Raw genomic sequence first — 21,893 nt, 5'->3', positions numbered from 1 at the left:
AGGCAACCCATTGATGATGAGGATTTGCTTTTATTAAGGAACACAAGGCGATATTTGGGATACGCAGTGGGATAAGTTATGCAACTTCATTGGAACGATTGTTGCTTTGCTTATTTTCTCAAAACTACATAACAGACTATTGGTATTGGCAAAGGAACAACCGGAACGTCCATAAGAAAATCGAAAGGAATACACCCAAAAAGATCTCTTTTTTCCATCATTTTAAAAAATAGTGCGGCTCCCTTTTTTGGATATAGAGGGAGCCGTCCGTGCTTTATTTAATTTTATACAAATAAATGTTCCATACCGATTCCTTTTTTCTCTGGGCCATAAGATTTTTAATCCAAGCGCAAATAACACGTAAATCACAAGCGGGCGCAAAAAATGATAGCGGGAAAAATCAAACGTATGTAAAAACCTTTTCGTCAGCGGAAGCCATCCCTTATAAAACAAATTTGCATGCAACAAAGTTTTTTCTTTGCGCAATCGTTTTGTGATAAAATAAAAACGGCAAAAGATAGCAAATGGTAAGGAGATGACAAAATGAAACAGGAAATCATCGAACGCTTTACGAAATATGTCAAAGTCAACACGCAATCCGACCCGAACAGCGACACTTGCCCTTCCACCCCTGGCCAGCTGGAGCTTGGAAACATGTTGGTGGAAGAATTAAAAGCAATCGGCATGGAAGAAGTGACGATAGATGAAAACGGATACATAATGGCAACACTTCCGGCAAATACCGACAAAGACGTGCCGACGATCGGCTTTTTAGCCCATATGGATACCGCTCCTGAGTTCACTGGGGCTAATGTCCATCCGCAAATCGTCGAAAATTACGATGGCGGCGATATTGTCTTGAACAAATCGTTAAACATTGTCCTGTCGCCAAAAGATTTTCCGGAATTAGCCAACTATAAAGGCCATACGCTCATCACCACTGACGGTACGACGCTGTTAGGCGCGGACAATAAATCGGGAATCGCGGAAATTATGACGGCGATGGCCTACTTAATCCAGCATCCGGAAATTAAACACGGCAAAGTGCGCGTCGCCTTCACGCCGGATGAAGAAATTGGCAGAGGCCCGCATAAGTTTGACGTCGCTAAGTTCGGCGCTAAATTTGCGTACACGGTCGACGGCGGTCCGCTCGGCGAATTGGAATACGAAAGCTTTAACGCAGCGGAAGCAAAAATCACGATCAAAGGGAAAAACGTCCATCCAGGCACGGCCAAAGGCAAAATGATTAACTCGATGAAAATCGCGATAGAATTTCATGGACAGCTTCCTGCTAACGAAGCGCCGGAACATACGGAAGGCTACGAAGGATTTTATCATTTGCTTTCTTTCCAAGGAAACGTCGAAGAAACCATGCTTCATTACATTATCCGCGACTTTGACCGCAAACAATTTGAAGCTCGCAAAGCAAAAATGCAGGAAATCGCGGCAAAACTGCAAGAAACATACGGAAAAGAGCGCATCGCGATCGAAATCAAAGACCAATATTATAACATGCGCGAAAAAATCGAGCCGGTTCGCGAAATCGTCGATATTGCCTATGAAGCGATGAAAAACTTACATATTGAACCGAAAATTTCGCCGATCCGCGGCGGCACGGACGGTTCGCAACTTTCCTACATGGGACTGCCGACGCCAAACATTTTTACCGGCGGCGAAAACTTCCACGGCCGCTTTGAATACATTTCCGTCGACAACATGATTAAAGCAACAAACGTGATTATTGAAATTATCAAGCTGTTTGAACAAAAAGCGTAATAGAAAAGCTGGTTCCAACGGCGCTTTGGAACCAGCTTTGTTTTTAGTGCAGCTTTTGAATGCGCCCTTCAATATGAGCATCAAATGGCTGCGGAAGCTGTTTAATATAATCGATGAGCGCATCCAAATCGACAGGTCCTACTTCCCGGTTTTTCCCTTCCGTAAATACCGAGAAGTTATCTCCCCCATCAGCTAGGAAACTGTTTGTTGTAACAGTGTATTCCGCATTTGGGTCGAGTTTCGTGCCGTTTGGCAAATAAATATCGACGACTTTGTCTCCTATCGGTTTGCTTGCATCCCAAGTATACGTCAGGCCGGAAATTTGCAGCATGCGCGTTTGATTCGACTGCCATTGTTGATTTAACAGTTTGCGGATTTGTTCTCCCGTGAGCGTCATTTTTACTAACTGATTGCTAAATGGCTGCACGTTATACAACTCTCCCCATGTCACTTCCCCTTGTTCAATATCGGCGCGAATGCCGCCTGGATTCATAAAGGCGAAGTCGGTTTTCATCGCTGTCCGCTGCGCATCCGCAATCAAGTTTCCTAAAGCCGATTCACCGTTTGCGTTTTGTTCAGCGCTAATCGTCGTTTTTGCCGTACCGATGACCTGGTTAATAATCGGCGCCACCTTTGCTTCATACTTGTTAATTAGTTTCGTAATCTCTGGATCGGGCTTGATGCTATCTTGGTAGGTAGTCACGATTTCCGCTTTTTTCGCAACAACGTCTTTTGTGCGCCGATCAATGGTTAAATCCACATCAGAAAAAGCAGTTCCGTAAGAATACGATTGTACAAGCAATTTGCCATCTACCAAGGCGTTTAAATAGGCATGATTATGGCCAGCGAAAATGACGTCGACTTCATCATCCACTTTTTTCGCGATGTCTACAATCTCCCCACTCGCGTTGGAGCCATCTTTATTCGAAACCCCTGGATTATGGGCGAGGACAACGATTGCACGTACCCCTTGCCGTTTTAATTGTTTCACCGCTTTGTTAATTGCTTCCGCTTCGTCCGTGAATGCAACCCCCGCCACACCGCTTGGAGTGACAATGCTAGGTGTATCGGACAACGTTACTCCGATAAAGCCAATCGGCACCCCTTTCACTTTTTTAATAACATAAGGCGGAAGAATCGGTTTGCCTGTCTTTTTATCAATTACATTCGCGCATACGTATGGAAAGTCCGCGCCGCGAAAATAGCCGGTTTTTGGATGTGTTCCTCCATAAATGAGGCGAAGCATTTCGTTGACCCCTTCATCAAATTCGTGGTTTCCAAGTGTCCCCACATCAAAACCTAGTTTATTTAAAAACTCTATTGTCGGCTCGTCTTGAAGTAAAGCCGATACAGGCGCACTCGCCCCAACCATATCTCCCGCGTGCACAAGAAGCGTACTTTCGTTTTCCTTTTCCCTTTGTTTCAAATACGCAGCTAAATAATCCGCTCGCCCGACTGCTCGCCCTCCAACGTTTCTTGTAACATCAAGCTGTCCGTGAAAATCATTAATTCCTAACAATTGCACATCCATATAGCGATGTTGATGCGCATCCGCTTTCAGCCGTTTTCCTTCATCGCCAGCTTGTCCGGCCGCCAACACATTCCCCGAAGTGATCATAGCCGATAACAAAAATGCAGGGACAGCGGTTTTCAGCCATTTTGAGGAGATTTTCATCACCTGATTCCTCCCTTTTGTTTTTCTATCACTCAGCATCATTTTTCGTTCTATAAAAATAATAGAGGAAAATTGCTCATCTTTCGCTAAACTATTGTAAATTTTCTATAAATTTATAATGAAGCAGCCTCTAATTCTATTTACAATTTGTTTGGTCGTAAAAAACGAGTAACATAACAGTGTGTAACTAAGGAAGTGCTACGCAAAGCGGCGGAATATTGACGCCTAAATCGGGATGCCATTATTTCGTGAAACAAGCGGAGACTTCATGAAGGAGAACATAGAAGTAGGTTTTATCGAAGAAGCGGTCAATAGTGAATGAATTAATTAATAAGAGAAATTCCACAGAAACAGATGGAAAATAAATTGGATATACCGTCTGCCGTTAGAGATCATGACCTCAATTTCACCGTTTAAACTTCCGATCATTTATCGATGTGTCGCATCATTTCCCCGTTATTTCACCTCCCTTGGAGTACCCCCTTGGTTGCCCAAGGGGATATCGTTATGCTTTTGTCCATGTAGATTGCAACCGAACGCCCGCTGCCTTTAGCGTCGTGTAAACAGGACAACGCGAATCGGTGATACGCTGTAATTCTTCAATCCGTTCCTGTGATTCATTCGTTTTTACTTTGGCGTGAATCGTGACTTGTTGGAAATACGGCTTCACGTTCGGATCGCCCATAAATCCCCGTGTGTCTATCGTTCCTTGAATATCAAATTCGATTCCCTGCAAATCAAAGTTTAGTTCTTTCGCCACCAAGTTCGCCACGACATTTTCGCAGCCGGCAAGCGCGCTTAGCAGCGTTGTTAACGGATCAGGGCCTGTATCTTGGCCGCCCATCACCGGCGGTTCGTCGATCGTTATCGTATGTTTTTTAGAGCTGACTACTGTCTGCATTCCTTTTGAACTTCCTGTCACATGAAATGTCATTTGATTTTTCATCCAAATACCCCCTCGCTTTTTATAAATTTTCTTTCCCTTCTACACCATTAATTGAATAGCTTGCCGTAATGTTGGCATTTAAGGAATGATATACAGAGCAGTACTTCTCTATAGACAATTGAATGGCGCGGACGACTTTGTCCTCTGGTAAATCCCCTTCTAACACATAATGAATGTGAATATCCGTAAACCGTTTTGGATGATCGTCCGCACGGGTTCCTTCCACTTCTATAGAAAATGACCGAACCCCAAGCCGCATTTTTTTCAAGATCGATATAATGTCAATTCCCGTACATCCGGCAAGCCCGTGTAAAATTAATTCCATCGGTCTAGCCCCGGAATCTTGCCCCCCTGCTTCTTTCGAGGCATCGATCGGGATTTGTACTCCTGACGCGCTCATCCCTGTAAACGACATTTGCCCGTTCCATTTCACTTTTGCTTGCACTTTTCTTTCCTCCTCTTTCAGTTCCAGTGATAAAACTTATGTATGATGTTATTATCTAGTTTACTTTGCAAAAAAAATAAATGCAAAACAAATACCTTTCCATTTTCTGATCTAGCGTTTTTTTTCATGCATGGTAAAATAAAAACATGCACGAATTTGATAAGTAAAGGGTGTAGGAAGATTGATGGAAAAAGCACTCATTTTGATCGCAGCTTACCTTCTTGGGTCGATTCCGTTTGCGCTGCTTGTTGGAAAAATAGGATACGGAATCGACATTCGCGAGCATGGAAGCGGAAATCTAGGAGGAACAAATACATTTCGTGTGCTCGGAGTAAAAGCGGGACTGATCGTCACATGCGGAGATATTTTAAAAGGGACATTAGCGGCAAGCTTACCTGTATTATTCTCCGTGCACGTACATCCGCTGTTAGCAGGAGTGTGCGCGGTTCTCGGACATATTTACCCGGTCTTCGCGAAATTTCGCGGTGGAAAAGCGGTCGCTACATCGGCAGGGGTGATGCTGTTTTATTCACCGCTTTTATTCGTTTCCCTTCTCGTTGTTTTTTTCATTGTTTTGTATATTTCCAAATATGTTTCCTTATCTTCGATGTTAGCTGGGGTGTATGCTGTTATTTATACGATCTTCTTTACGGATGACATTCCGCTAATGATCGCAGTATCGTTATTAACGGCGTTTATCTTTTACCGCCACCGCGCGAATATAAAACGCATCATCAACAAAACGGAACCAAAAGTCAAATGGTTAGGCGGAAAATAATTCAATCGCATCATGTTGAAAAATCGTTTTTACATGATTAAGTGCACTATAGAAACAAGCCATTTGATCGACAGGAAAGGAGTTTGATCATTGAAATTACCTAGCGAATTTATCGAAAAAATGGAGAGGCTTTTGCAAGAGGAAGCTTCTCGTTTTTTTTCCACCTATCATGAAGAAAAAGCAAACGGGTTACGATTCAATCCATTGAAAATCGACCGAGAAACGTTTTTAACGCTCGTCCCGTTTGCCCTTTCCCCTGTCCCGTTTTGTCCTACTGGCTTTTATTATGAAGGAGACGAACAGCCGGGAAAGCATCCGTACCATGCGGCAGGGCTTTATTATATCCAAGAGCCGAGCGCGATGTTTGTGGCTGAAGTGCTAAAGCCGAATCCAGGAGAAATGGTTCTTGACCTTTGTGCCGCACCTGGCGGAAAAACGACGCAGCTGGCGGCGATGATGGAAAATCAAGGGCTGCTTGTCGCCAACGAAATTCATCCAAAGCGGGTCAAAGCACTTTCGGAAAATATCGAGCGTCTTGGCGTGACCAATGCGCTCGTCACCAACGAAACGCCGGAAAAGCTGGCGCAATACTTCCCTGGATTTTTTGATAAAATTTTAGTCGACGCTCCATGCTCGGGAGAAGGAATGTTCCGAAAGGATGAAGAAGCGGTATCGTTTTGGAGCCAGGCGCACGTTGAACAGTGCGCTATCAAACAGCGGCATATTTTAGACTATGCATACGAGATGTTAAAAGAAGGCGGCATCCTCGTCTATTCCACCTGCACGTTTGCCCCGGAAGAAAATGAGCAGACGGTGGAATATTTGCTGAAAACATATGAAGACCTAACGCTGCTTTCGATTGAAAAAGCACATGGCATTCAGCCAGGGAGACCGGAATGGACGAAGACAAATATGGAAGCCATCGGGCGAACCGCCCGGCTTTGGCCGCATCATGTAAAAGGAGAAGGCCATTTTGTCGCCAAACTGCAAAAAACCGGTCCTTCCCCGCAATGGAATGGGCGCTATGCGAAATCGAACGTTTCTAAACAAATGATTCATCAATATCGGCAGTTTGAGCAAGAAGTATTGCAAACAGAAATCGAAAAACCGATGTATGCCTTTCAAAACCATCTTTTCGCTTTACCTGATCACTGCCCAAACTTTGATGGTCTGAAAGTTGTACGGGCAGGACTACACGTAGGAGAAGTGAAAAAACAACGGTTTGAACCAAACCATTCGCTTGCCTTATCGCTGAAGCTGCAAGACGTTCGTTACTCCCTTGACTTGTCAAGCGACAGTGTCGAATGTCTAAAATATTTGCGCGGAGAAACGCTACAAACGGGAGAAGACCGAGGCTGGCTGCTCATTACGGTCGATGGCTATCCGCTCGGCTGGGGGAAAGAAGTGAAAGGAATCGTGAAAAACTTTTATCCAAAAGGATTAAGAGTGATGTAGAAAAAGGGCGCGCTTATAAGCGGCCCTTATTGTTTTGCCTTTGCCGATGTCGGAATCGTCAGCGTAAATACAATTTCGTCTTTTACCAAATTAATTTTTTTCGCGGAAATTTGATAGCCATTGCCGAAACGAATATCGGTAAGCGCCACATACACGCGGTTTGCCGCTGGGTCAATCATCACTTCATCCGGCAATGACGCATGATTTCGCAAATATCTTAATACGTACGTGATCGGAAGCTGCCAGTCGCCGAGCGATATTTGCGGGCTTTGCAGCTCCACATTTCCTCCTTTGACCACTTTCGGAATAAAGGAAACGACAAAGTCTACCTTCCGGCCAAATACCGAGAGCTTGCTTGCCACATACACGCGGTCATTGAGCCAAACCCGATATTGCACCGGATGATCTTTTGTCTTTTTGCGAATATAATCATTGATCACCGTATTCAAATGTTCTTTGTTCGAATATACGGTAAACGCCGCCCCTTTTACTTTTTTTGGCGGCGGCACCGAAATCGGCTTAGCCGGCTGAAACAGCCACGCCGCAAACAACGCGACAACGGCAATGTCCAATATCACTAATGCCCAAAACCACTTTTTCCAATTCATTGCTTCGATCTCCTTAGCCACATCTCTTCATGTTTTTTCAGCTTGTCATATACTCGTCTTGCGATTTGTTCATAGCCGATTTCATTCGGATGAAACTCGTCACTGTATAACATATCATCGCGGTTGTCAAATAAATCTTTCACATTCACAAATATCGTACAATCATAGTGTTTTAATACTTGGTTGCTGCCGTTATTCCATTGATCAATCACCTTATTAATTTCAGGGATATTCGGCAGCGAGCTAGAAAACGGATTATATAGCCCGACAAGCACGATGGTAGCATCGGGATTGGCGGCGTGAATCGTGGCCAACAAATGATCTAACCGCTCCGCAAACCGCTTTTGCTCTTTGGCAAACAGCTCGTACGACAAATTAAAAAAATGCGAACGGACAACTTTCATGATGTCATTGCCGCCGATCGTCATCAAAATTAAATCGGCTCGTTTTATTTGCGCTACATGTTGATGGACGACCGCGTCAAGCTGGTTCAGTTGCAGTCCCCGCTTTCCTAAATTGACGACGGAAACCGTCCGCACTCCTTTATGCTGTTTTAGTCGTTGCTGCAAACGGCCAACATAGCCTCCCCGTCCTTGGCGATCCCCTACCCCTTCCGTCAGCGAATCGCCGAGGGCAAGAACGTGAATATCTTTTGGCAAAAAGTCTTCCGCACTTTGCTGCGATGCATGTTTTGTTTGCCGTTCAGGCTTGTCGCTGAATACCTGCTGTGAGGAACATCCTGCACAATAAATAAATAACAAAAAAAGCAATCCCCATTTTTTCACGATCTGCACCTACCTTACCTGCAACACAAACGAAGAAAACATGAAAAGGCAAAAATGTGTCTACATTTTTGCCTTATGACGATTGCAAAATTTTAATATGCTCTAAAATTTGATCATACGGAACGTCTTGCACTCCACTGTATGTCTGCACAATCTTGCCGTTTTGGTCCACTAAATAAAAGCTCGTTCCGTGGATGACTTGATCTTGGTTTTTCGGCTTTTGCACAATCGTTTTAAAATTTTTCTCGGCAAATTTCTCAATTTCTTGCTGGCTGTATCCTGTAAGCAAATGCCAGTTTGATAAATCACCGTTAAATTTTTTCGCATACTCTTTTAACTTTTCCGGTGTGTCTACTTCTGGATCCACACTAAATGAGACAAATTCAACATGGAGCCCTTTTTCTTTCGCCATTTGTTGTAATTTAGCCATATGGGCCGTCATTGGCGGACAAACAGTCTCACAATTAGTAAAAATAAAGTCGGCAACCCACACTTTTCCTTTTAAATCTTTTAAGCCGAACGGTTTCCCGTTTTGATCGGTAAACGTAAAATCGGCAACTGGCCAATTTTTGGCGTCCGGAATTGTTTTTCCGCATGCAGCAAGAAGAACGATAGCAAGAAGAAGCACCATTCGTTTCATCTTTTCCTCACCCATCTCCTATTCTATATCTTAGTCGGTATAATACATAAGCCCAACCGCTCCCGGTCCGGTATGAATCGAAATCACCGGCGTTGTCTGGACAATATCAACTTGGTGATATCCAGTCGCCTCGATGATCGATTGTTTCAGCCGTTCCGCTAATGCGGTCGCATCGGCATGGGCAATCCCGACAGCCCGAATCGTTTTATTGGATATATCTTGAATAAATTGATTTGTCAAATATTTGATCATTTGCGAATAACTGCGCACTTTCGCAATTGGTGTATACATTCCATCGACAAGTGCCGCAATCGGTTTAATGTTTAAAAGCGAACCGACCAACGCCTTTCCACGACCAATACGACCGCCTTTTACAAGGTTTTCTAATGTATCGACAGCGACGTACAATCGCGTGCAGCGCCGGACGTCACGCAGGCGGTTTACAATTTCCGCCACACTTTTCCCTATCCTTGCCTGCTGTGCTGCTTCCAGTACCTGAAACCCCAAAGCAAGCGAAATAAACTCCGAATCTACCACTGTCACGTTCGCTTCCGCTAATGCCGCAGCATACTGCGCGGAACGAACAGTACCGCTTAGCTCACCAGCCATATGGATGGAGATAATATCGCTTCCATCTTCACCAAGGCGGTTATAGATTTCAAGAAACTCACCGACAGAAGGCTGAGAGCTTTTTGGCAATTCCTCTGACTCTTTCATTTTTTTCATAAACTCATCCGGGGCAATCGTTACACGGTCGATAAATGCTTCCCTGCCAATCGTAAAGCTGAGCGGGACCACCTCAACCCCAAGTTCCCGCAATACCTCTTTCGGTAAATCAACCGTCGAATCGGTTACAACTTTCACGTTTCTCATGAATTCACTCCCAATATTAAGCCTTATGCACAATTATACAATGAAATGAGGAAAATTCCTAATACAAATCGAGAATGCCCGTAAGAAAAGTGAAGCTATTTTTATTAGTAAGCGGAATGGACTGAGCAAAAAAGAGCTTAGACCAAAAAAGCAATGGAGGTTTTATTCTCCTCCGCTATTCCTGATTGTTATCATATTAATAATATGTGTGGAAAGTTTGAAAAAATATCAAAAAACATGTGAACTTATCAAAACAAACTTATATGCAACATTCTTTCTCCAAAGCAGCTGCCTTATGTCATCATTTATCTTCATCATGATAGGCAATTGGTTCCCTAGACAACGTTTCAAATTGATGAATAAACAAAAAAGTTGTTTTGCCGGGGCAAAACAACTTTTTAAAGTGTTACGCATTGTTTTTTAATACATTCGTTTTAAAAATTTGTTCGTACACTGGCCATTTTAATACTTTTTTCAAATATTCGCGAAACGAGTAAACGGAACGGACATCTCGGGATCGATATACTTTCGCAATAAACATTTCTAAACGGAGTTGAATCATAAATCGATATGTGTTATCTTCCTCCAGTACAGGAATTTCGATAATTTTCACTTTCTGCCCATAAGCGTTTTTAAACTCTAGGCTTTTGAATAGCAAAATATCAATCCTCTTTTTTCACCGATTTACTTTTATTATACACCAAACCGGCGAAAAAGTATGTCAGAAATGCGTGAAATCTTTCCGACTTTTTTCGCGCTTTTTTAAATGAGCAAGTGGAATAAATTCGGATCTTTATTCACTTCTTGAAACGGGAAGCCTTTTTTCTTCATCCGTTCAATCAGCGGCGCATAATCTTCGCGGCGCTTTAGCTCGATGCCGACTAAAGCCGGACCGCTTTCTTTATTGTTTTTCTTTGTGTATTCAAAGCGGGTGATGTCATCGGTCGGTCCTAATACTTCATCCAAAAACTCGCGCAGCGCGCCGGCGCGCTGCGGAAAATTCACGATAAAATAATGTTGCAGCCCTTCGTAAATCATCGACCGCTCTTTAATTTCCTGCATCCGGTCAATATCGTTGTTGCCGCCGCTGACGACGCAGACGACCGTTTTTCCGCGTATTTTCTCTTTGTAAAAATCGAGCGCCGCAATCGGAAGCGCCCCTGCCGGCTCCGCGACGATCGCGTTTTCATTATATAATTCCAAAATCGTCGTACATACCTTTCCTTCCGGGACAACAACGACGTCATCAAGGATTTCCTTGCAAAGGGCAAACGTTTTTTCGCCGACCGTTTTGACCGCCGCTCCGTCTACAAATTTATCAATTTCCTCTAATGTCACGACATGGCCTTGTTCAATAGCGGATTTCATCGACGGAGCTCCTGCCGGTTCCACCCCGATAACCTTTGTCGTCGGGGAAATACTCTTCATATATGTACCAAGCCCAGCCATCAATCCGCCGCCACCGATGCTCGCAAAAACAAAATCGACCGGCTCTTCGCAGTCATTGAGCACTTCGACGCCGATGGTCCCCTGACCGGCGATGACATACTCATCATCAAACGGATGGATGAACGTACGGCCTTCTTCTTTTGCGCACTTCATGGCCTCGTTAAAGGAGTCATCAAACGTATCGCCTACTAACACAATTTCTACCATATCTTTTCCAAACAGTTGCACTTGCGATACTTTTTGTCTCGGCGTTGTCGCCGGCATGTATATTTTGCCATGCACGCCGAGCGCTCGGCATGAATACGCGACCCCTTGCGCATGGTTGCCCGCGCTCGCGCAAATGATCCCTTTTCTCCGTTCTTCCTCGCTTAAATGCTTCATTCGATTGTAAGCGCCGCGAATTTTAAACGAACGGACCACCTGCAAATCTTCGCGCTTTAAATAGACGTTGCATTCATACCGTTCCGACAACAGCGGATTTTTTTGCAGCGGAGTATGATAGACAACGTCTTTTAAGGTATGGTAGGCGATTAAAATGTCTTCTACGTAAACGGTCCCTTGCTTTCGTTTCAGTTGCTGTTCCATGCTTTCGTTCCCTTTCTTTCAATGTTGTTTTTTTAATTTGTAAATTATAGCACAAATTTTGAAAAAGAAAAGGGAATTTTCAAAAGTTTATAAAAACATTTGTGTTTGGCCGCCATGCGATGTATTGCTTTTTGCGTCTAAAAAGAAAGACGACCCTCTTACGTGCGGTCGTCTTTCTCCTGTTCATATTCCTCGGCAAACTCCGTCGCCCATCTTCCTTCGTCATACCAGCGGTACGCCTCTTCCTTTCTCGCTTCTTCAAGAATATGGTTTTCCATAAACAAATGGAAAAACGCTTCAATGGCGCCGATGGCCAGTGTACAGAAAAAGGAAGCATATGCCATGTTCATCGTTGGTTCAATGAGCGCATAGCTTGTCAGCCAAATCAGCAAAAACGAGAGCAGAAGATCGGCAATAACGGCGACAAAATTGCCAAAGCGGGGCAAAATCAGTAAATCGCCAACGATATAAGAAGCGAGCGCGGTTCCTGCCGCCATGAACCAAACCAGCAGCGGCGGGGCGTTAAAAATCGCAAAAATGGAAAGCATCACGATGCTCCAGCCAACGAATTTCACCACATATGGAACGATATGTTTCATCGTATTCCTCCATTTCCATTCCCTGTTTACTATTATCGTTCCTTTTTCGCTCTGTTTCTATTCGATCCTAAAAGAAAAACGTGTTCCGCCAAACAGCGAAACACGTTAATGTTTGCGTTCATAAACGATAAACGTATAATCATATGGATTTTTTTCGTCTTTTATTCCTTTCGTATAGGAAACGAGCTGCCACTCTGACTCATCAAAAGCCGGATAGAACGTGTCACCTGAAAAACTCGCTTCAATTTTCGTCACGTACAAGCGCTCGGCAAACGGAAACGTCGCCCGAAACAGCTCCGCGCCGCCGATGACAAACACTTCATCGTTATGCTTAGCGGCAAACTGACGAACCTCTTCGATGGAATGGATCACCGTACACCCTTCCGCCTGAAACGACCGATTCCGCGTGACAATGACATTTTCTCTGCCGGGAAGCGGCCGGCCGATCGATTCAAATGTTTTACGCCCCATAATAATAGCATGACCCATCGTCACTTTTTTAAAGTAAGCTAAATCGGCCGGCAAATGCCATGGCAGGCGGTTTTCCTTGCCGATGACGCGGTTTTGATCCATGGCTACAATATGCGAAATCATCGTATCTCTCCTTTATACCGCAACCGGCGCTTTAATATGCGGATGCGGATCATAACCAACGATTTCAAAATCGTCAAATTCATATTCAAAAATGGACGCCGGTTTCCGCTTGATCACCAACTTCGGAAGCGGGCGCGGTTCTCTCGTCAGTTGCAGTTTCGCCTGTTCTATATGATTTTTATACAAATGTACATCGCCGCCGCTAAAAATCAATTCGCCGACATCCAAATCGCACTGCTGGGCAATCATATGCGTCAACAACGCATAGCTGGCAATATTAAACGGCAAGCCTAAAAACGTATCAACGGAACGTTGCTGCCACATGCAGGAAAGCTTACCGTCGGCGACGTAAAATTGAAACGCATAATGGCAAGGCGGAAGCTTCATTTCGTCCAGCTCAGCCACGTTCCAGGCGCTTACTAATAAGCGGCGGGAATTCGGATTTCGTTTAATTTCTTCGATAACCCAGCTGATTTGGTCCACCGTTTTGCCGTCGGCCCCTTTCCAAGAACGCCACTGCGCACCATATATCGGGCCTAAATCGCCGTTTTCGTCGGCCCACTCATCCCAGATCGTCACGCCGTTTTCCTGCAAATAACGGACGTTCGTGTCGCCTTTTAAAAACCATAACAATTCGTAAATAATCGAACGGATATGTAACTTCTTGGTCGTTAAAAGCGGAAAGCCCTCTTGCAAATTAAAGCGGAGCTGGCGGCCAAACACGGATAATGTCCCAACTCCGGTGCGGTCGTCTTTTTCCACCCCGTTTTCGAAAATATCTTCTAGTAATTGTAAGTATTGACGCAATGTTCTCACCTCATGTTCTATCATAAAGGAATCCTACTCAGAAACTCAATCTATTTTTCATCATAACTCACATTTCGCACCCTAACAAGGTCAAAACAAAGGATTTTTTATTTAGTTTTTCAGAATAACTTTTTGACCAACACAACGAGCGATGGCAATCCTTTTTTTACCATCGCTGGTCGTTCCGTATCACGTTACACGTAGATGCTCTCATCCATGCCCAATCCCTGCAGAATCCTTCGCTGATCAGGGGTAAGGGAGCGATCCAGTGAGCGTTGGATGCGCCCATCCGGCAGCTTGAACAGGACGACGTTCACATATTGAAACAGCTGAAAAATCGCCTGTCCCGTCGGCCGGGTCAGCTTGCGGCCTCCAGGACCCTTCAACGGGTGTTCTGGAGTAATAAACTGACGCACTCGGCGCTGAAAAACGCGGTAAATAGCCAAGGCCAACAGAAACAAATAGCCTAATACTGCGACCCGTTCTGGTTTTTTGACGTAAATCTCATCCGTGAAAAACGGATCTTTCAAAAAAGCGAAGTTCATTTCCACCGAGATCTGCCCTTTATACAGCTTCAAGATCTCTTGGGCATCCATGGGTTGGCCCTTCCATTCCTTCGGAACGGTCGTGACAAGGACAAACCGGGACGCTTTCCGTCTCGCCTGTTCCCACGCGTCTTGGTCGAATTCGACGTCAAGGTGCAAGAAATACAGCGTCTCCACCTCGGGTTCCGCCCCTTTTTTCGGCCGTCCGCGCCGTTTTTTCAGGCGTACGATCTCTTCGACCGCGGCCTCAACCCGATGAAACCGGGGGCGAAGGGACGCCTTGAGGGACGCCAAGGCTTGTTCGGCATCTTCCCGGCAGGAGAAGGGGTGACGCTCCCAACGGGCTTGTTCCTCGCGAAGAAGCTCCGCTTCTTTGGTTCGTTCTTTTTCAAGCGTCTTTCCTTTTCGCTGGTCGAGCGCGCTCGATTCAACAACGATCAGCCGAACGGGGTGGCCTTCATACGTCGAGGCCGTTTCCCATACCCGGTACGTGGCGCCGTTTCTCTCCGCCAACGTAAAGGGATCGCTCCACGTCGTGTCCTCAGCATCCGCTTCGGCCAGCGCGGTTTTCACGATCCGGAGCGACGAAGGGCCTCTGGTGATCAAAAAGGCGTTGGCCGCTTTGGTTTGCGCCAGGGTCTCTTTCGTCATCGCGGCGGAATCGGCCACGTAAATCCATTCGTCTTCGATTTTGGCCTGCTTCAGCTGTTCATGGACACGAGACAGCACCTCGGGATTCCATGTTTTATCGGGCAGGTTGCCATCGTGCACATCGCCGTAAAACGGGATGCCGTCCTCGTTGCCGACCAGTCCGAAACCGATCTGTTTTTGCCAACGATGATGGCGGTTGTAGCCATGTGTGATTTGTAAGGCCTCTAACGAGGCCGATTCATACGCGCCGTAAACGGTCTTGTCCGTCGTATCGGCGTGGAAGGCTCGGAGGGAAAGGCCTTCTTTTCGATAAATATGAATCAAGCAAGTGCTGATGACGTTGTGAATGCCAGCCTCATACAGGCGATCGAGATGACGGGCCAACGCATCGTCGTTCAACCAGGAAGGATGGAGATCGGGACGGATGAGTTTCTCACAATCGACCTCCTGAGCCCAATGTTCCAAGTGAACAAGGGCTTGCCGGCCGTCAAACACATTGTAGAGGATGGCCTGAACGGCATCGCTGACTCGCGTTTGGCACTGCGGATCGACGGGCACGAGATGGTCAATCAATTGAGGCAGACCCAGTTTCTTGAATAGGGCACTTATTATATTCAAATAAGAATTGCGATAGACCTTTTTGACTTGAACGTTCATAAGTGAAAAACTCCTTTACGTTCCTTGTGTGTCAAGGATTCATTCGACATCGGAACGAAAAAATCCTCCCGATTTTCGTCGAGAGGGTGCGAAATGTGAGTCATAAAAAAGAAGAGCTCACAAACGAGCTCTTCCGGCCAAATGACGGATAAACTGGTACGTTTTTGGAGCGGCGATTTGCAAATGCCTGCGAGTCTCATCATTATAGTAATAATACGCAAACGATTCGGCAAAATATTCTTCCGGATAATGAAGGAAATAATATTGGTTCGGAAACAGTTTTGCCGCTTCTTCCTGCCAAATCGAACGGAAAGCCGCAGTCTCGTGAATATGATCGAACACGATATAATCAATGGAATGAGCGAACTCATGCAACTCCAGATTGACCGAGCCGTGCCCTTTTCCCTTTTCGCTATGGCCGATTTTAACGAGCACTAAATGCGAGCCGCCAAGCCCTGGAACATCATCCCATGTTGTCGAAGAGGACAAATATCCGCGCGGCGTTTTCCCGCGTAAATATCTCGCCGACGGTTCATCGGTAATCTTCCCATTCAACAGCTGAATGTAAATATGATGATCCGCCGCTTGCTGCAATATGGATGGATCGATATGGGCGAGCGTATCAATCATTTTTCTCGCCTCTTTATGGGAAAAATCCGTTTCCGGAACAATGATTATTTTTCTTAATATATTGTACGGCATTGTATGTTTTATGCCCATATTGCTATCATCAAGCAAAACGCCGTGTGCGGCAGGATACGGGGAAAACGAAAGCAGCGGAACGATCGCCAACATCGTCATGATCCAAAAAAGAATCCGTTTCATGAACCTTCCCCCGCTTCTTTTACTACGAATATAAAAATCTCTTTTTCTATTAAATTGTAACACACAAAAAAACGGGGACAAATGTGTAAAATAAGGAAGCGGGACCAGCGAGAAACGTTCATGGAAACGGAGCAAAAACCGTTCATGTCCGCCATTGCGGCGGCGTATTTTTATCCCAATAAATTTTTCCTAGCTCGTAATGGGTTTGAAAATCGTCATGGTACGTATGGTAATGGAATTGAAACCAATACCCATCTTGCGGCGGGTGTTCGCGCCTGACATGAAAACGGATAATATCCTCCCCGTTATCGACGCGGTAAATATGAAAAATGCGCTCCCCCATCCCGCCTGATGGGTTTTCCGTCACCGCCAAATAGTGCAGCTGTTCTTCCGGATATTGCTCAGCAAGCGACGCGATCACTTCCTCAATGCGCGGCAAAATCACGTTGCGAAACTCGTCTTCAATCACAGGGGCGATTTTGCGCCCGAACTTTTCGTACGATTGCCTAGTGGCTTTCTCCATCGTCTGCTCGATAAATTGCTGACGGGTAACATACCGAGCTTGTGTTGCCGATTCAGCTACAACAGATGCGGTTTGCAGGCCGTGATTGCCATGTTGCCAATCAGAAGACGGGGAATCATCTGTAGTCGGTTCGTCCGCCACCATTAAGGAAGAAGGAGGGGTAACGAGCCCAAACGTACAGGCGGTGATGGCGACAACAAGCGTTTTACGCAGCCATTTTGGCAACTTCACGACTCTTCACCTACCTTTAACGAAAAAATCCCGCTCTGCTTTAGCTTTTCTACCGCCCGCAGCAGCTTGTCTTCTTCTTGCACAAGAGCGATGCGCACGTAGCCTTCCCCGCTTGGTCCAAACGCATGGCCAGGCGTGACAACCACACCAGCGCGATCAATTAACGCATAGGCAAAATCAAGTGATGTCCATCCCTTTGGAATTTCCGCCCAAACAAACATCCCTGCTTTCGGCCGCTCGACATGCCAGCCGATGGAAGCGAGGCCAGCAATGAAGCAGTCGCGGCGCGCCTGATACACAGCGCGGCTTTGTTCGCAAAAAGAAGCTCCTTCTGTTAATGCCATCGCCGCAGCTTTCTGAATCGGCAAAAAAATGCCATAATCCAAATTCGATTTAAAATTGCCAAACACGCGGATGATTTCTTCATTTCCGCAAATATAGCCGATGCGGCAGCCAGCCATATTGTAGCTTTTCGATAGCGAATTGATTTCAATGCCAACCTCTTTCGCTCCAGGCACCGATAAAAAGCTGATCGGCTTTTGATCGTCGTAATACAGTTCGCTATAGGCAAAATCAGAAACGACGATAATGTTATATCGTTTGGCAAACTCCACCACTTCACGGAAAAACGCTTCCGTTGCCAGTGCGGGAACGGGATTGCCTGGAAAATTGATAAACATCATCACCGCTTTTTCCGCGATCTCTTGCGGAATTTCCCGCAAATTTGGCAAAAAATCATTCTCCTTTCGAAGCGGCATGAAATACGGGACCGCTTCCGCCATCGCAATTCCTGCCGCATACGCCGGATAGCCGGGATCGGGAACGAGGATGATGTCCCCCGGGTCGGCAAATGCCATCGGCAAATGAACAAGCCCATCTTGCGAACCGATCGTATACGTGATTTCCGTTTCCGGGTGAAGCGCGACACCGTGTGAAGTTTGATAATAATACGCCACCGCTTCATGAAATTCATTTGTTCCTTTTAAGGTATAGCCGTACGCATCCGGGTCGCTTGCATAACAGCTAAGCGCTTCCATGACAAATGGCGGCGGCGGCAAATCAGGGCTGCCGATGCTTAAGTCAATCAAATCGTCATGTTCGTTGCGTTTTTGTTGTTTATATGCCGATAATTCAGAAAAAATAGACGCAGAAAAAGCATTCATTCGCGTAGCCAGTTTCATGTTCCGATCTCTCCCCCAACTTATGTTGCAGAAAATCGTTTTCTTTTTCTGTTTAAAATGGTATATACTATGAATATATGAATAGTGTATCATACCCGTGGTGCTAGTTGAGTTTTAACACTCAACTAGCCCAAGAACAACAAGGGAGTAAGCCAGTAAAATACCATCCAGCGCCGTTTCAAATCCAGAAACCGAGTTCGCTCGAATCTCGGTGATCCGATACGAATCGACTAAAATCGAAAACACGGTTTCCACCACTTTACGTTTTCGCTTCATCCACTGTTTCCATGCGTCCGATTGGCGAATTCGCTGATTTTTTCGAACGGGCGTCCAAAAAGCGACCCGGTGCTCTTCGTACAGCTTCTTTTGCAGCTTTTGGCTGATATACCCTTTGTCACCGAGGTTATACGGATGTGGAATTTGCGTCATGACGGTTTCAGCGGCCACCCGGTCGTGACAAGACGCTTCGGTGACAACATATCCCATCGGAAGCCCTTGGTCGGTGACCTGCAGGTGAAGTTTCAACCCATAGAAAGTGATCCTTTTGGAAGCACAATAGCCAATATCGGCAATTCCACGGAATCGTTTGACGCGATGCATTCGAGCTGAATGACACAGCTCGATCGGCAAGCTGTCCACGACCGCATACGCATGGTGTTGCCCGCGCTTGGCCAACTGGTGTCGAATCCACTTGATCGCAAAGCTAAGCGCTCGGCAGCGACGGTTGTACCGAGAACGCTCAGGGAACAAGGCCTTGGGAAACAAATTCCCAATCACAAACCGGTGCCAAGCCCGTTCGGAAGTGAAGCCCAACAACTTTCCAAGGACATGGATGGTGATGATGACTTCGTCTTTCTGTTTCAACAAATGACGATTTCGACGTTGAAGATGAATCTGGATACTCGATAGTTGAGCCGATACAAAAAGCAAAATCGATGCATATTGTTTTTGAAGTTTGACACGATCTGTTGTAAAATGAAAGTGCTCTTGCATGGGAACTTCTCCTTTTGATGTTTGGTTGCACTTTCATTTTAAGGAGATCCTCATGCAAGGGCTATTTTTATGCTTGTCTGATTTTATCTAGCACCACGGGTTGTATCATATTTTATGGAAAGAAACATAGAGAGAAAGGAGAAACGTCTATGAGTGCAGTCTTTCTTGCCGCAAGCATTATTACGCTTTTGTATTTTATCTACAGCTGTATTGCCAATGCATAAGAAAAACTCGCAAGATGATTGCGAGTTTTTCTATTAATCGATTTTCGTTTTCTTGCGCGCGGAGTCGAGCTCACGCGCTCCTGTTTCTGTTTGTGTTGTTCCTTGTCCTTTTACGTTTGGCGCACCTATCCCGGTTTTCGACGGATCTTTTTTCCGCTTTGCCAACTTGCGTCACCTCCGCCTTTAACGTTCCCTTTTACGCCTGTTTCTATTCCTTTCGCCAAGCCGCTGAACCCCGCCACATCCATACGAGATAAAGAAAAAAGGATGCCGACAAGCATCCTTAATCGCAATGTTTTTCAAATGCGTTCATAATGTTTTCCATCACAGCTTCCATCGATTGAAATTCAATTTCATCGCGCGGAATAAAATGGACGACTTCTTTTCCTTTTAACAGCGCCATCGATGGTGACGAAGGGGCGTAGCCAACAAAATATTCGCGCATTTTCGCCGTCGCTTCTTTATCTTGGCCGGCAAAGACCGTCACTAAATGATCCGGTTTTTTCTCGCTGCGCAATACCGCCTGCGTTGCCGCTGGACGCGCTAGCCCCGCCGCACATCCGCAAACGGAGTTCACCACGACAAAAGTTGTGCCTTCGACATTTTCCATAAATTGTTCCACTTCTTCACTTGTGCGCAGTTCGCGGAATCCGGCGTTCACTAGTTCGTCGCGCATCGGCTGCACAAGCTGGCGCATATATTCTTCATATGCCATCGACATAACGAAAATCCCTCCAAACGATATTCGATGTCATCAGAATACTATTTTATTCCCGAAAAATCAATCAAAATAACTAAAACAATCGTACTTACGTTGTGAATGATTTAACATTACACATAAAATGTTTTCCATAAAGAAAAGGCGCGGCCATACGCCGTGCGCCTTTTCCAATTTTTATCACGTTTTATTATTAACCCTTTTTTCTGCTTTCCGTCATCTGCTTCCAAACCGATCCTTTCGCTTCCTCGCCGCCTTCAATGCGCTCGATTGCCATTTTCACTTGCATGCTTACCTCAAACTCCGGATCGTTTTCCGCCGCTTTTAACGCCGGCAATGCCGATTCATCGCCGACTTCATATAAAAACATGGCGGCGCGCCAGCGAACGAGCTTGCTTGGGTCTTTCAGCGCCTCCATCATAACCGGAATCGCTTCTGGATCGCCGATATCGGACAAGCAGTCACCCGCGGTGCGGCGGACGGACACCGACTTATCTTTCAGCGCTTCATACAAATACGGCAACACTTTTTTGCCGCCGATCATCCCTAAGTACGCGGTCGCTAAGCGGCGAATCGCTACTTTTTCATCTTTTAGCGCTTTTGCTAACACTGGTATATCGTCTTCTGTCGGCTCCGCCATTTGCTCTAACGCCGCATACCGTTTCGTCCAATCCGGATCATTAAGCATTTCTTCCGTTACTTTGATGCTTGGACGTTTTTGCGTTTTTGTTTGTTCACCGCGGCGGAACATTTGAACAATGCGCTCTAATCGTTCTGGCGGATACGCTGCCGAAAGTTCTTCGACCATTTCATTACCAATTTCTTCGAATGTACCGTAACGTACACCTTTTTCCACCCATTTTCGCTCTAGCACGATATTATCCGAATATTTCTGTGCTTCAATGACCGCATCGATAAACGGCTTTGGCAGTCCGACGCGGTGTTCTTTTTCACCATCGGTCAATTTCACCTGCATTGGCAGCCCGTAAAGCATTTGCACATATACTTTCACTTCGCCAAAATGTTCGTTTGGCTTTTGGACCGTCTCCTGCCCGCCTTCCACATCTTCTCCGAACACTTCACGAACTTTTGTCAAAATGCCTTTCCAATCGTATTTCGGATTGCGCTCCACGGCTAAAAAGTCAGCGACATGATAAATCCCCTTGACGCCTTCGATTTTCATCAGTTCTTGGATCAGAGGCGGCGCCGTATCGATATTGTCCGGCTTATAGTTATGGCTCGTGCCAAAAGGCAGCTCCTCATCTAAGAGCACTTTCATCGTATTCGGACTTGGCGTCGGTTCAATTGATTTAATTTTCAATTCTGCTCC

At 45.6% G+C, this 21,893-nt stretch carries 24 protein-coding genes and 1 pseudogene; 4 read left to right on the top strand and 21 right to left on the bottom strand.

Annotated elements, in window-relative coordinates:
- Positions 1-37: 37 nt before the first annotated feature.
- Positions 38-175, top strand: a pseudogene (locus BDD39_RS16825) (DUF2238 domain-containing protein); the annotation flags it as partial.
- Positions 176-222: 47 nt separating this feature from the next.
- On the opposite strand, the gene BDD39_RS16310 reads toward BDD39_RS16825, so the two are convergent.
- A complete protein-coding gene (locus tag BDD39_RS16310) occupies positions 223-465 on the bottom strand; it encodes a DUF6044 family protein (protein WP_380741304.1) in 243 nt (80 codons plus the stop codon).
- 78 nt (positions 466-543) lie between these two features.
- On the opposite strand from BDD39_RS16310, the gene pepT reads away from it, so the two are divergent.
- Positions 544-1,776, top strand: coding sequence for a peptidase T (pepT, locus tag BDD39_RS05610; RefSeq protein ID WP_166908896.1), 1,233 nt, complete (start codon positions 544-546; stop codon positions 1,774-1,776).
- A gap of 43 nt (positions 1,777-1,819) precedes the next feature.
- Here the strand turns inward: pepT and BDD39_RS05605 are convergent, their stop codons facing one another.
- From BDD39_RS05605 to BDD39_RS05595, 3 genes are all read right to left on the bottom strand, one after another.
- Positions 1,820-3,451 carry a bifunctional metallophosphatase/5'-nucleotidase gene (locus BDD39_RS05605; RefSeq protein ID WP_166908894.1) on the bottom strand — a complete coding sequence of 544 codons (1,632 nt, stop codon included), beginning with the start codon at positions 3,449-3,451 and terminating at the stop codon, positions 1,820-1,822.
- Positions 3,452-3,956: 505 nt separating this feature from the next.
- Positions 3,957-4,397: an OsmC family protein gene (locus BDD39_RS05600; protein ID WP_166908892.1), complete on the bottom strand. Its 441-nt coding sequence runs from the start codon at positions 4,395-4,397 to the stop codon at positions 3,957-3,959.
- A gap of 19 nt (positions 4,398-4,416) precedes the next feature.
- The gene (locus BDD39_RS05595) at positions 4,417-4,812 is read right to left on the bottom strand and encodes an OsmC family protein (protein WP_208404480.1); all 396 of its coding nucleotides are present in this window, start codon (positions 4,810-4,812) and stop codon (positions 4,417-4,419) included.
- 214 nt (positions 4,813-5,026) lie between these two features.
- Between BDD39_RS05595 and plsY the strand changes: the two genes are divergently transcribed.
- Together plsY and BDD39_RS05585 are read left to right on the top strand one after the other, a co-directional pair.
- A complete protein-coding gene (gene plsY, locus BDD39_RS05590; RefSeq protein WP_166912276.1) occupies positions 5,027-5,620 on the top strand; it encodes a glycerol-3-phosphate 1-O-acyltransferase PlsY in 594 nt (197 codons plus the stop codon).
- Between the two features lie 90 nt (positions 5,621-5,710).
- Entirely contained in the window at positions 5,711-7,075 is a 1,365-nt protein-coding gene (locus BDD39_RS05585) for an RsmF rRNA methyltransferase first C-terminal domain-containing protein (RefSeq protein ID WP_166908888.1), read from the top strand.
- Positions 7,076-7,101: 26 nt separating this feature from the next.
- On the opposite strand, the gene BDD39_RS05580 is transcribed toward BDD39_RS05585, so the two are convergent.
- The 17 genes from BDD39_RS05580 to BDD39_RS05500 form a co-directional block, all read right to left on the bottom strand.
- Positions 7,102-7,683: a YpmS family protein gene (locus tag BDD39_RS05580; RefSeq protein ID WP_166908886.1), complete on the bottom strand. Its 582-nt coding sequence runs from the start codon at positions 7,681-7,683 to the stop codon at positions 7,102-7,104.
- Positions 7,680-8,468: a GDSL-type esterase/lipase family protein gene (locus BDD39_RS05575; protein ID WP_166912274.1), complete on the bottom strand. Its 789-nt coding sequence runs from the start codon at positions 8,466-8,468 to the stop codon at positions 7,680-7,682. Before BDD39_RS05575 ends, BDD39_RS05580 begins: the two co-directional genes overlap by 4 nt.
- 73 nt (positions 8,469-8,541) lie before the next feature.
- Complete coding sequence (locus tag BDD39_RS05570; RefSeq protein ID WP_166908884.1) at positions 8,542-9,108, bottom strand: SCO family protein; 567 nt, start codon at positions 9,106-9,108, stop codon at positions 8,542-8,544.
- 30 nt (positions 9,109-9,138) lie between these two features.
- Entirely contained in the window at positions 9,139-9,981 is an 843-nt protein-coding gene (locus BDD39_RS05565) for a DegV family protein (RefSeq protein ID WP_166908882.1), read from the bottom strand.
- Between the two features lie 406 nt (positions 9,982-10,387).
- Positions 10,388-10,639, bottom strand: a complete 252-nt coding sequence (locus tag BDD39_RS05560) for a YpmP family protein (RefSeq protein WP_166908880.1) — start codon at positions 10,637-10,639, stop codon at positions 10,388-10,390.
- 104 nt (positions 10,640-10,743) lie between these two features.
- A complete protein-coding gene (gene ilvA, locus BDD39_RS05555) occupies positions 10,744-12,015 on the bottom strand; it encodes a threonine ammonia-lyase IlvA (RefSeq protein WP_166908878.1) in 1,272 nt (423 codons plus the stop codon).
- Positions 12,016-12,173: 158 nt separating this feature from the next.
- Positions 12,174-12,614, bottom strand: a complete 441-nt coding sequence (locus BDD39_RS05550; RefSeq protein WP_166908876.1) for a YndM family protein — start codon at positions 12,612-12,614, stop codon at positions 12,174-12,176.
- A 105-nt stretch (positions 12,615-12,719) separates the two neighbouring features.
- Positions 12,720-13,208 (bottom strand): dihydrofolate reductase, encoded by a 489-nt coding sequence (locus BDD39_RS05545; RefSeq protein WP_166908874.1) that lies wholly within the window; start codon positions 13,206-13,208, stop codon positions 12,720-12,722.
- Positions 13,209-13,220: 12 nt separating this feature from the next.
- On the bottom strand, positions 13,221-14,015 hold the full coding sequence (gene thyA, locus BDD39_RS05540) for a thymidylate synthase (protein WP_166908872.1): 795 nt from the start codon (positions 14,013-14,015) through the stop codon (positions 13,221-13,223).
- Positions 14,016-14,209: 194 nt separating this feature from the next.
- Entirely contained in the window at positions 14,210-15,868 is a 1,659-nt protein-coding gene (locus BDD39_RS05535) for an IS1634 family transposase (protein ID WP_015863777.1), read from the bottom strand.
- Between the two features lie 117 nt (positions 15,869-15,985).
- A complete protein-coding gene (locus tag BDD39_RS05530; protein ID WP_166908870.1) occupies positions 15,986-16,693 on the bottom strand; it encodes an anthrax toxin lethal factor-related metalloendopeptidase in 708 nt (235 codons plus the stop codon).
- A 142-nt stretch (positions 16,694-16,835) separates the two neighbouring features.
- Entirely contained in the window at positions 16,836-17,441 is a 606-nt protein-coding gene (locus BDD39_RS05525) for a YpjP family protein (RefSeq protein WP_208404478.1), read from the bottom strand.
- A 2-nt stretch (positions 17,442-17,443) separates the two neighbouring features.
- Complete coding sequence (locus BDD39_RS05520) at positions 17,444-18,628, bottom strand: LL-diaminopimelate aminotransferase (RefSeq protein ID WP_166908865.1); 1,185 nt, start codon at positions 18,626-18,628, stop codon at positions 17,444-17,446.
- A 114-nt stretch (positions 18,629-18,742) separates the two neighbouring features.
- Positions 18,743-19,621 (bottom strand): IS982 family transposase, encoded by an 879-nt coding sequence (locus BDD39_RS05515; protein ID WP_166907142.1) that lies wholly within the window; start codon positions 19,619-19,621, stop codon positions 18,743-18,745.
- Positions 19,622-19,878: 257 nt separating this feature from the next.
- Positions 19,879-20,010 carry a YuzL family protein gene (locus tag BDD39_RS05510; RefSeq protein ID WP_166908863.1) on the bottom strand — a complete coding sequence of 44 codons (132 nt, stop codon included), beginning with the start codon at positions 20,008-20,010 and terminating at the stop codon, positions 19,879-19,881.
- Between the two features lie 118 nt (positions 20,011-20,128).
- Positions 20,129-20,566: a BrxA/BrxB family bacilliredoxin gene (locus BDD39_RS05505; protein ID WP_166908862.1), complete on the bottom strand. Its 438-nt coding sequence runs from the start codon at positions 20,564-20,566 to the stop codon at positions 20,129-20,131.
- Between the two features lie 190 nt (positions 20,567-20,756).
- Complete coding sequence (locus BDD39_RS05500) at positions 20,757-21,884, bottom strand: conserved virulence factor C family protein (protein WP_166908860.1); 1,128 nt, start codon at positions 21,882-21,884, stop codon at positions 20,757-20,759.
- Positions 21,885-21,893 lie beyond the last annotated feature (9 nt).

It is taken from the genome of Saccharococcus thermophilus (assembly GCF_011761475.1).
Classification (GTDB): Bacteria; Bacillota; Bacilli; order Bacillales; family Anoxybacillaceae; genus Saccharococcus; species Saccharococcus thermophilus.
The sequence above is the reverse complement of the archived record's forward strand: the minus strand, read 5'-3'. Positions and strand labels throughout refer to the sequence as shown.

Coding starts and splice junctions, on each gene's coding strand:
- ilvA (WP_166908878.1), bottom strand. CDS start 12,015: ATGGAACAGCAACTGAAACGAAAGCAAGGGACCGTTTACGTAGAAGAC.
- pepT (WP_166908896.1), top strand. CDS start 544: ATGAAACAGGAAATCATCGAACGCTTTACGAAATATGTCAAAGTCAAC.
- BDD39_RS05520 (WP_166908865.1), bottom strand. CDS start 18,628: ATGAAACTGGCTACGCGAATGAATGCTTTTTCTGCGTCTATTTTTTCT.
- BDD39_RS05505 (WP_166908862.1), bottom strand. CDS start 20,566: ATGTCGATGGCATATGAAGAATATATGCGCCAGCTTGTGCAGCCGATG.
- plsY (WP_166912276.1), top strand. CDS start 5,027: ATGGAAAAAGCACTCATTTTGATCGCAGCTTACCTTCTTGGGTCGATT.
- BDD39_RS05570 (WP_166908884.1), bottom strand. CDS start 9,108: ATGAAACGAATGGTGCTTCTTCTTGCTATCGTTCTTCTTGCTGCATGC.
- BDD39_RS05515 (WP_166907142.1), bottom strand. CDS start 19,621: ATGCAAGAGCACTTTCATTTTACAACAGATCGTGTCAAACTTCAAAAA.
- BDD39_RS05600 (WP_166908892.1), bottom strand. CDS start 4,397: ATGAAAAATCAAATGACATTTCATGTGACAGGAAGTTCAAAAGGAATG.
- BDD39_RS05565 (WP_166908882.1), bottom strand. CDS start 9,981: ATGAGAAACGTGAAAGTTGTAACCGATTCGACGGTTGATTTACCGAAA.
- BDD39_RS05595 (WP_208404480.1), bottom strand. CDS start 4,812: ATGTCGTTTACAGGGATGAGCGCGTCAGGAGTACAAATCCCGATCGAT.
- BDD39_RS05545 (WP_166908874.1), bottom strand. CDS start 13,208: ATGATTTCGCATATTGTAGCCATGGATCAAAACCGCGTCATCGGCAAG.
- BDD39_RS05605 (WP_166908894.1), bottom strand. CDS start 3,451: ATGAAAATCTCCTCAAAATGGCTGAAAACCGCTGTCCCTGCATTTTTG.
- BDD39_RS05550 (WP_166908876.1), bottom strand. CDS start 12,614: ATGAAACATATCGTTCCATATGTGGTGAAATTCGTTGGCTGGAGCATC.
- BDD39_RS05535 (WP_015863777.1), bottom strand. CDS start 15,868: ATGAACGTTCAAGTCAAAAAGGTCTATCGCAATTCTTATTTGAATATA.
- BDD39_RS05530 (WP_166908870.1), bottom strand. CDS start 16,693: ATGAAACGGATTCTTTTTTGGATCATGACGATGTTGGCGATCGTTCCG.
- BDD39_RS05580 (WP_166908886.1), bottom strand. CDS start 7,683: ATGAATTGGAAAAAGTGGTTTTGGGCATTAGTGATATTGGACATTGCC.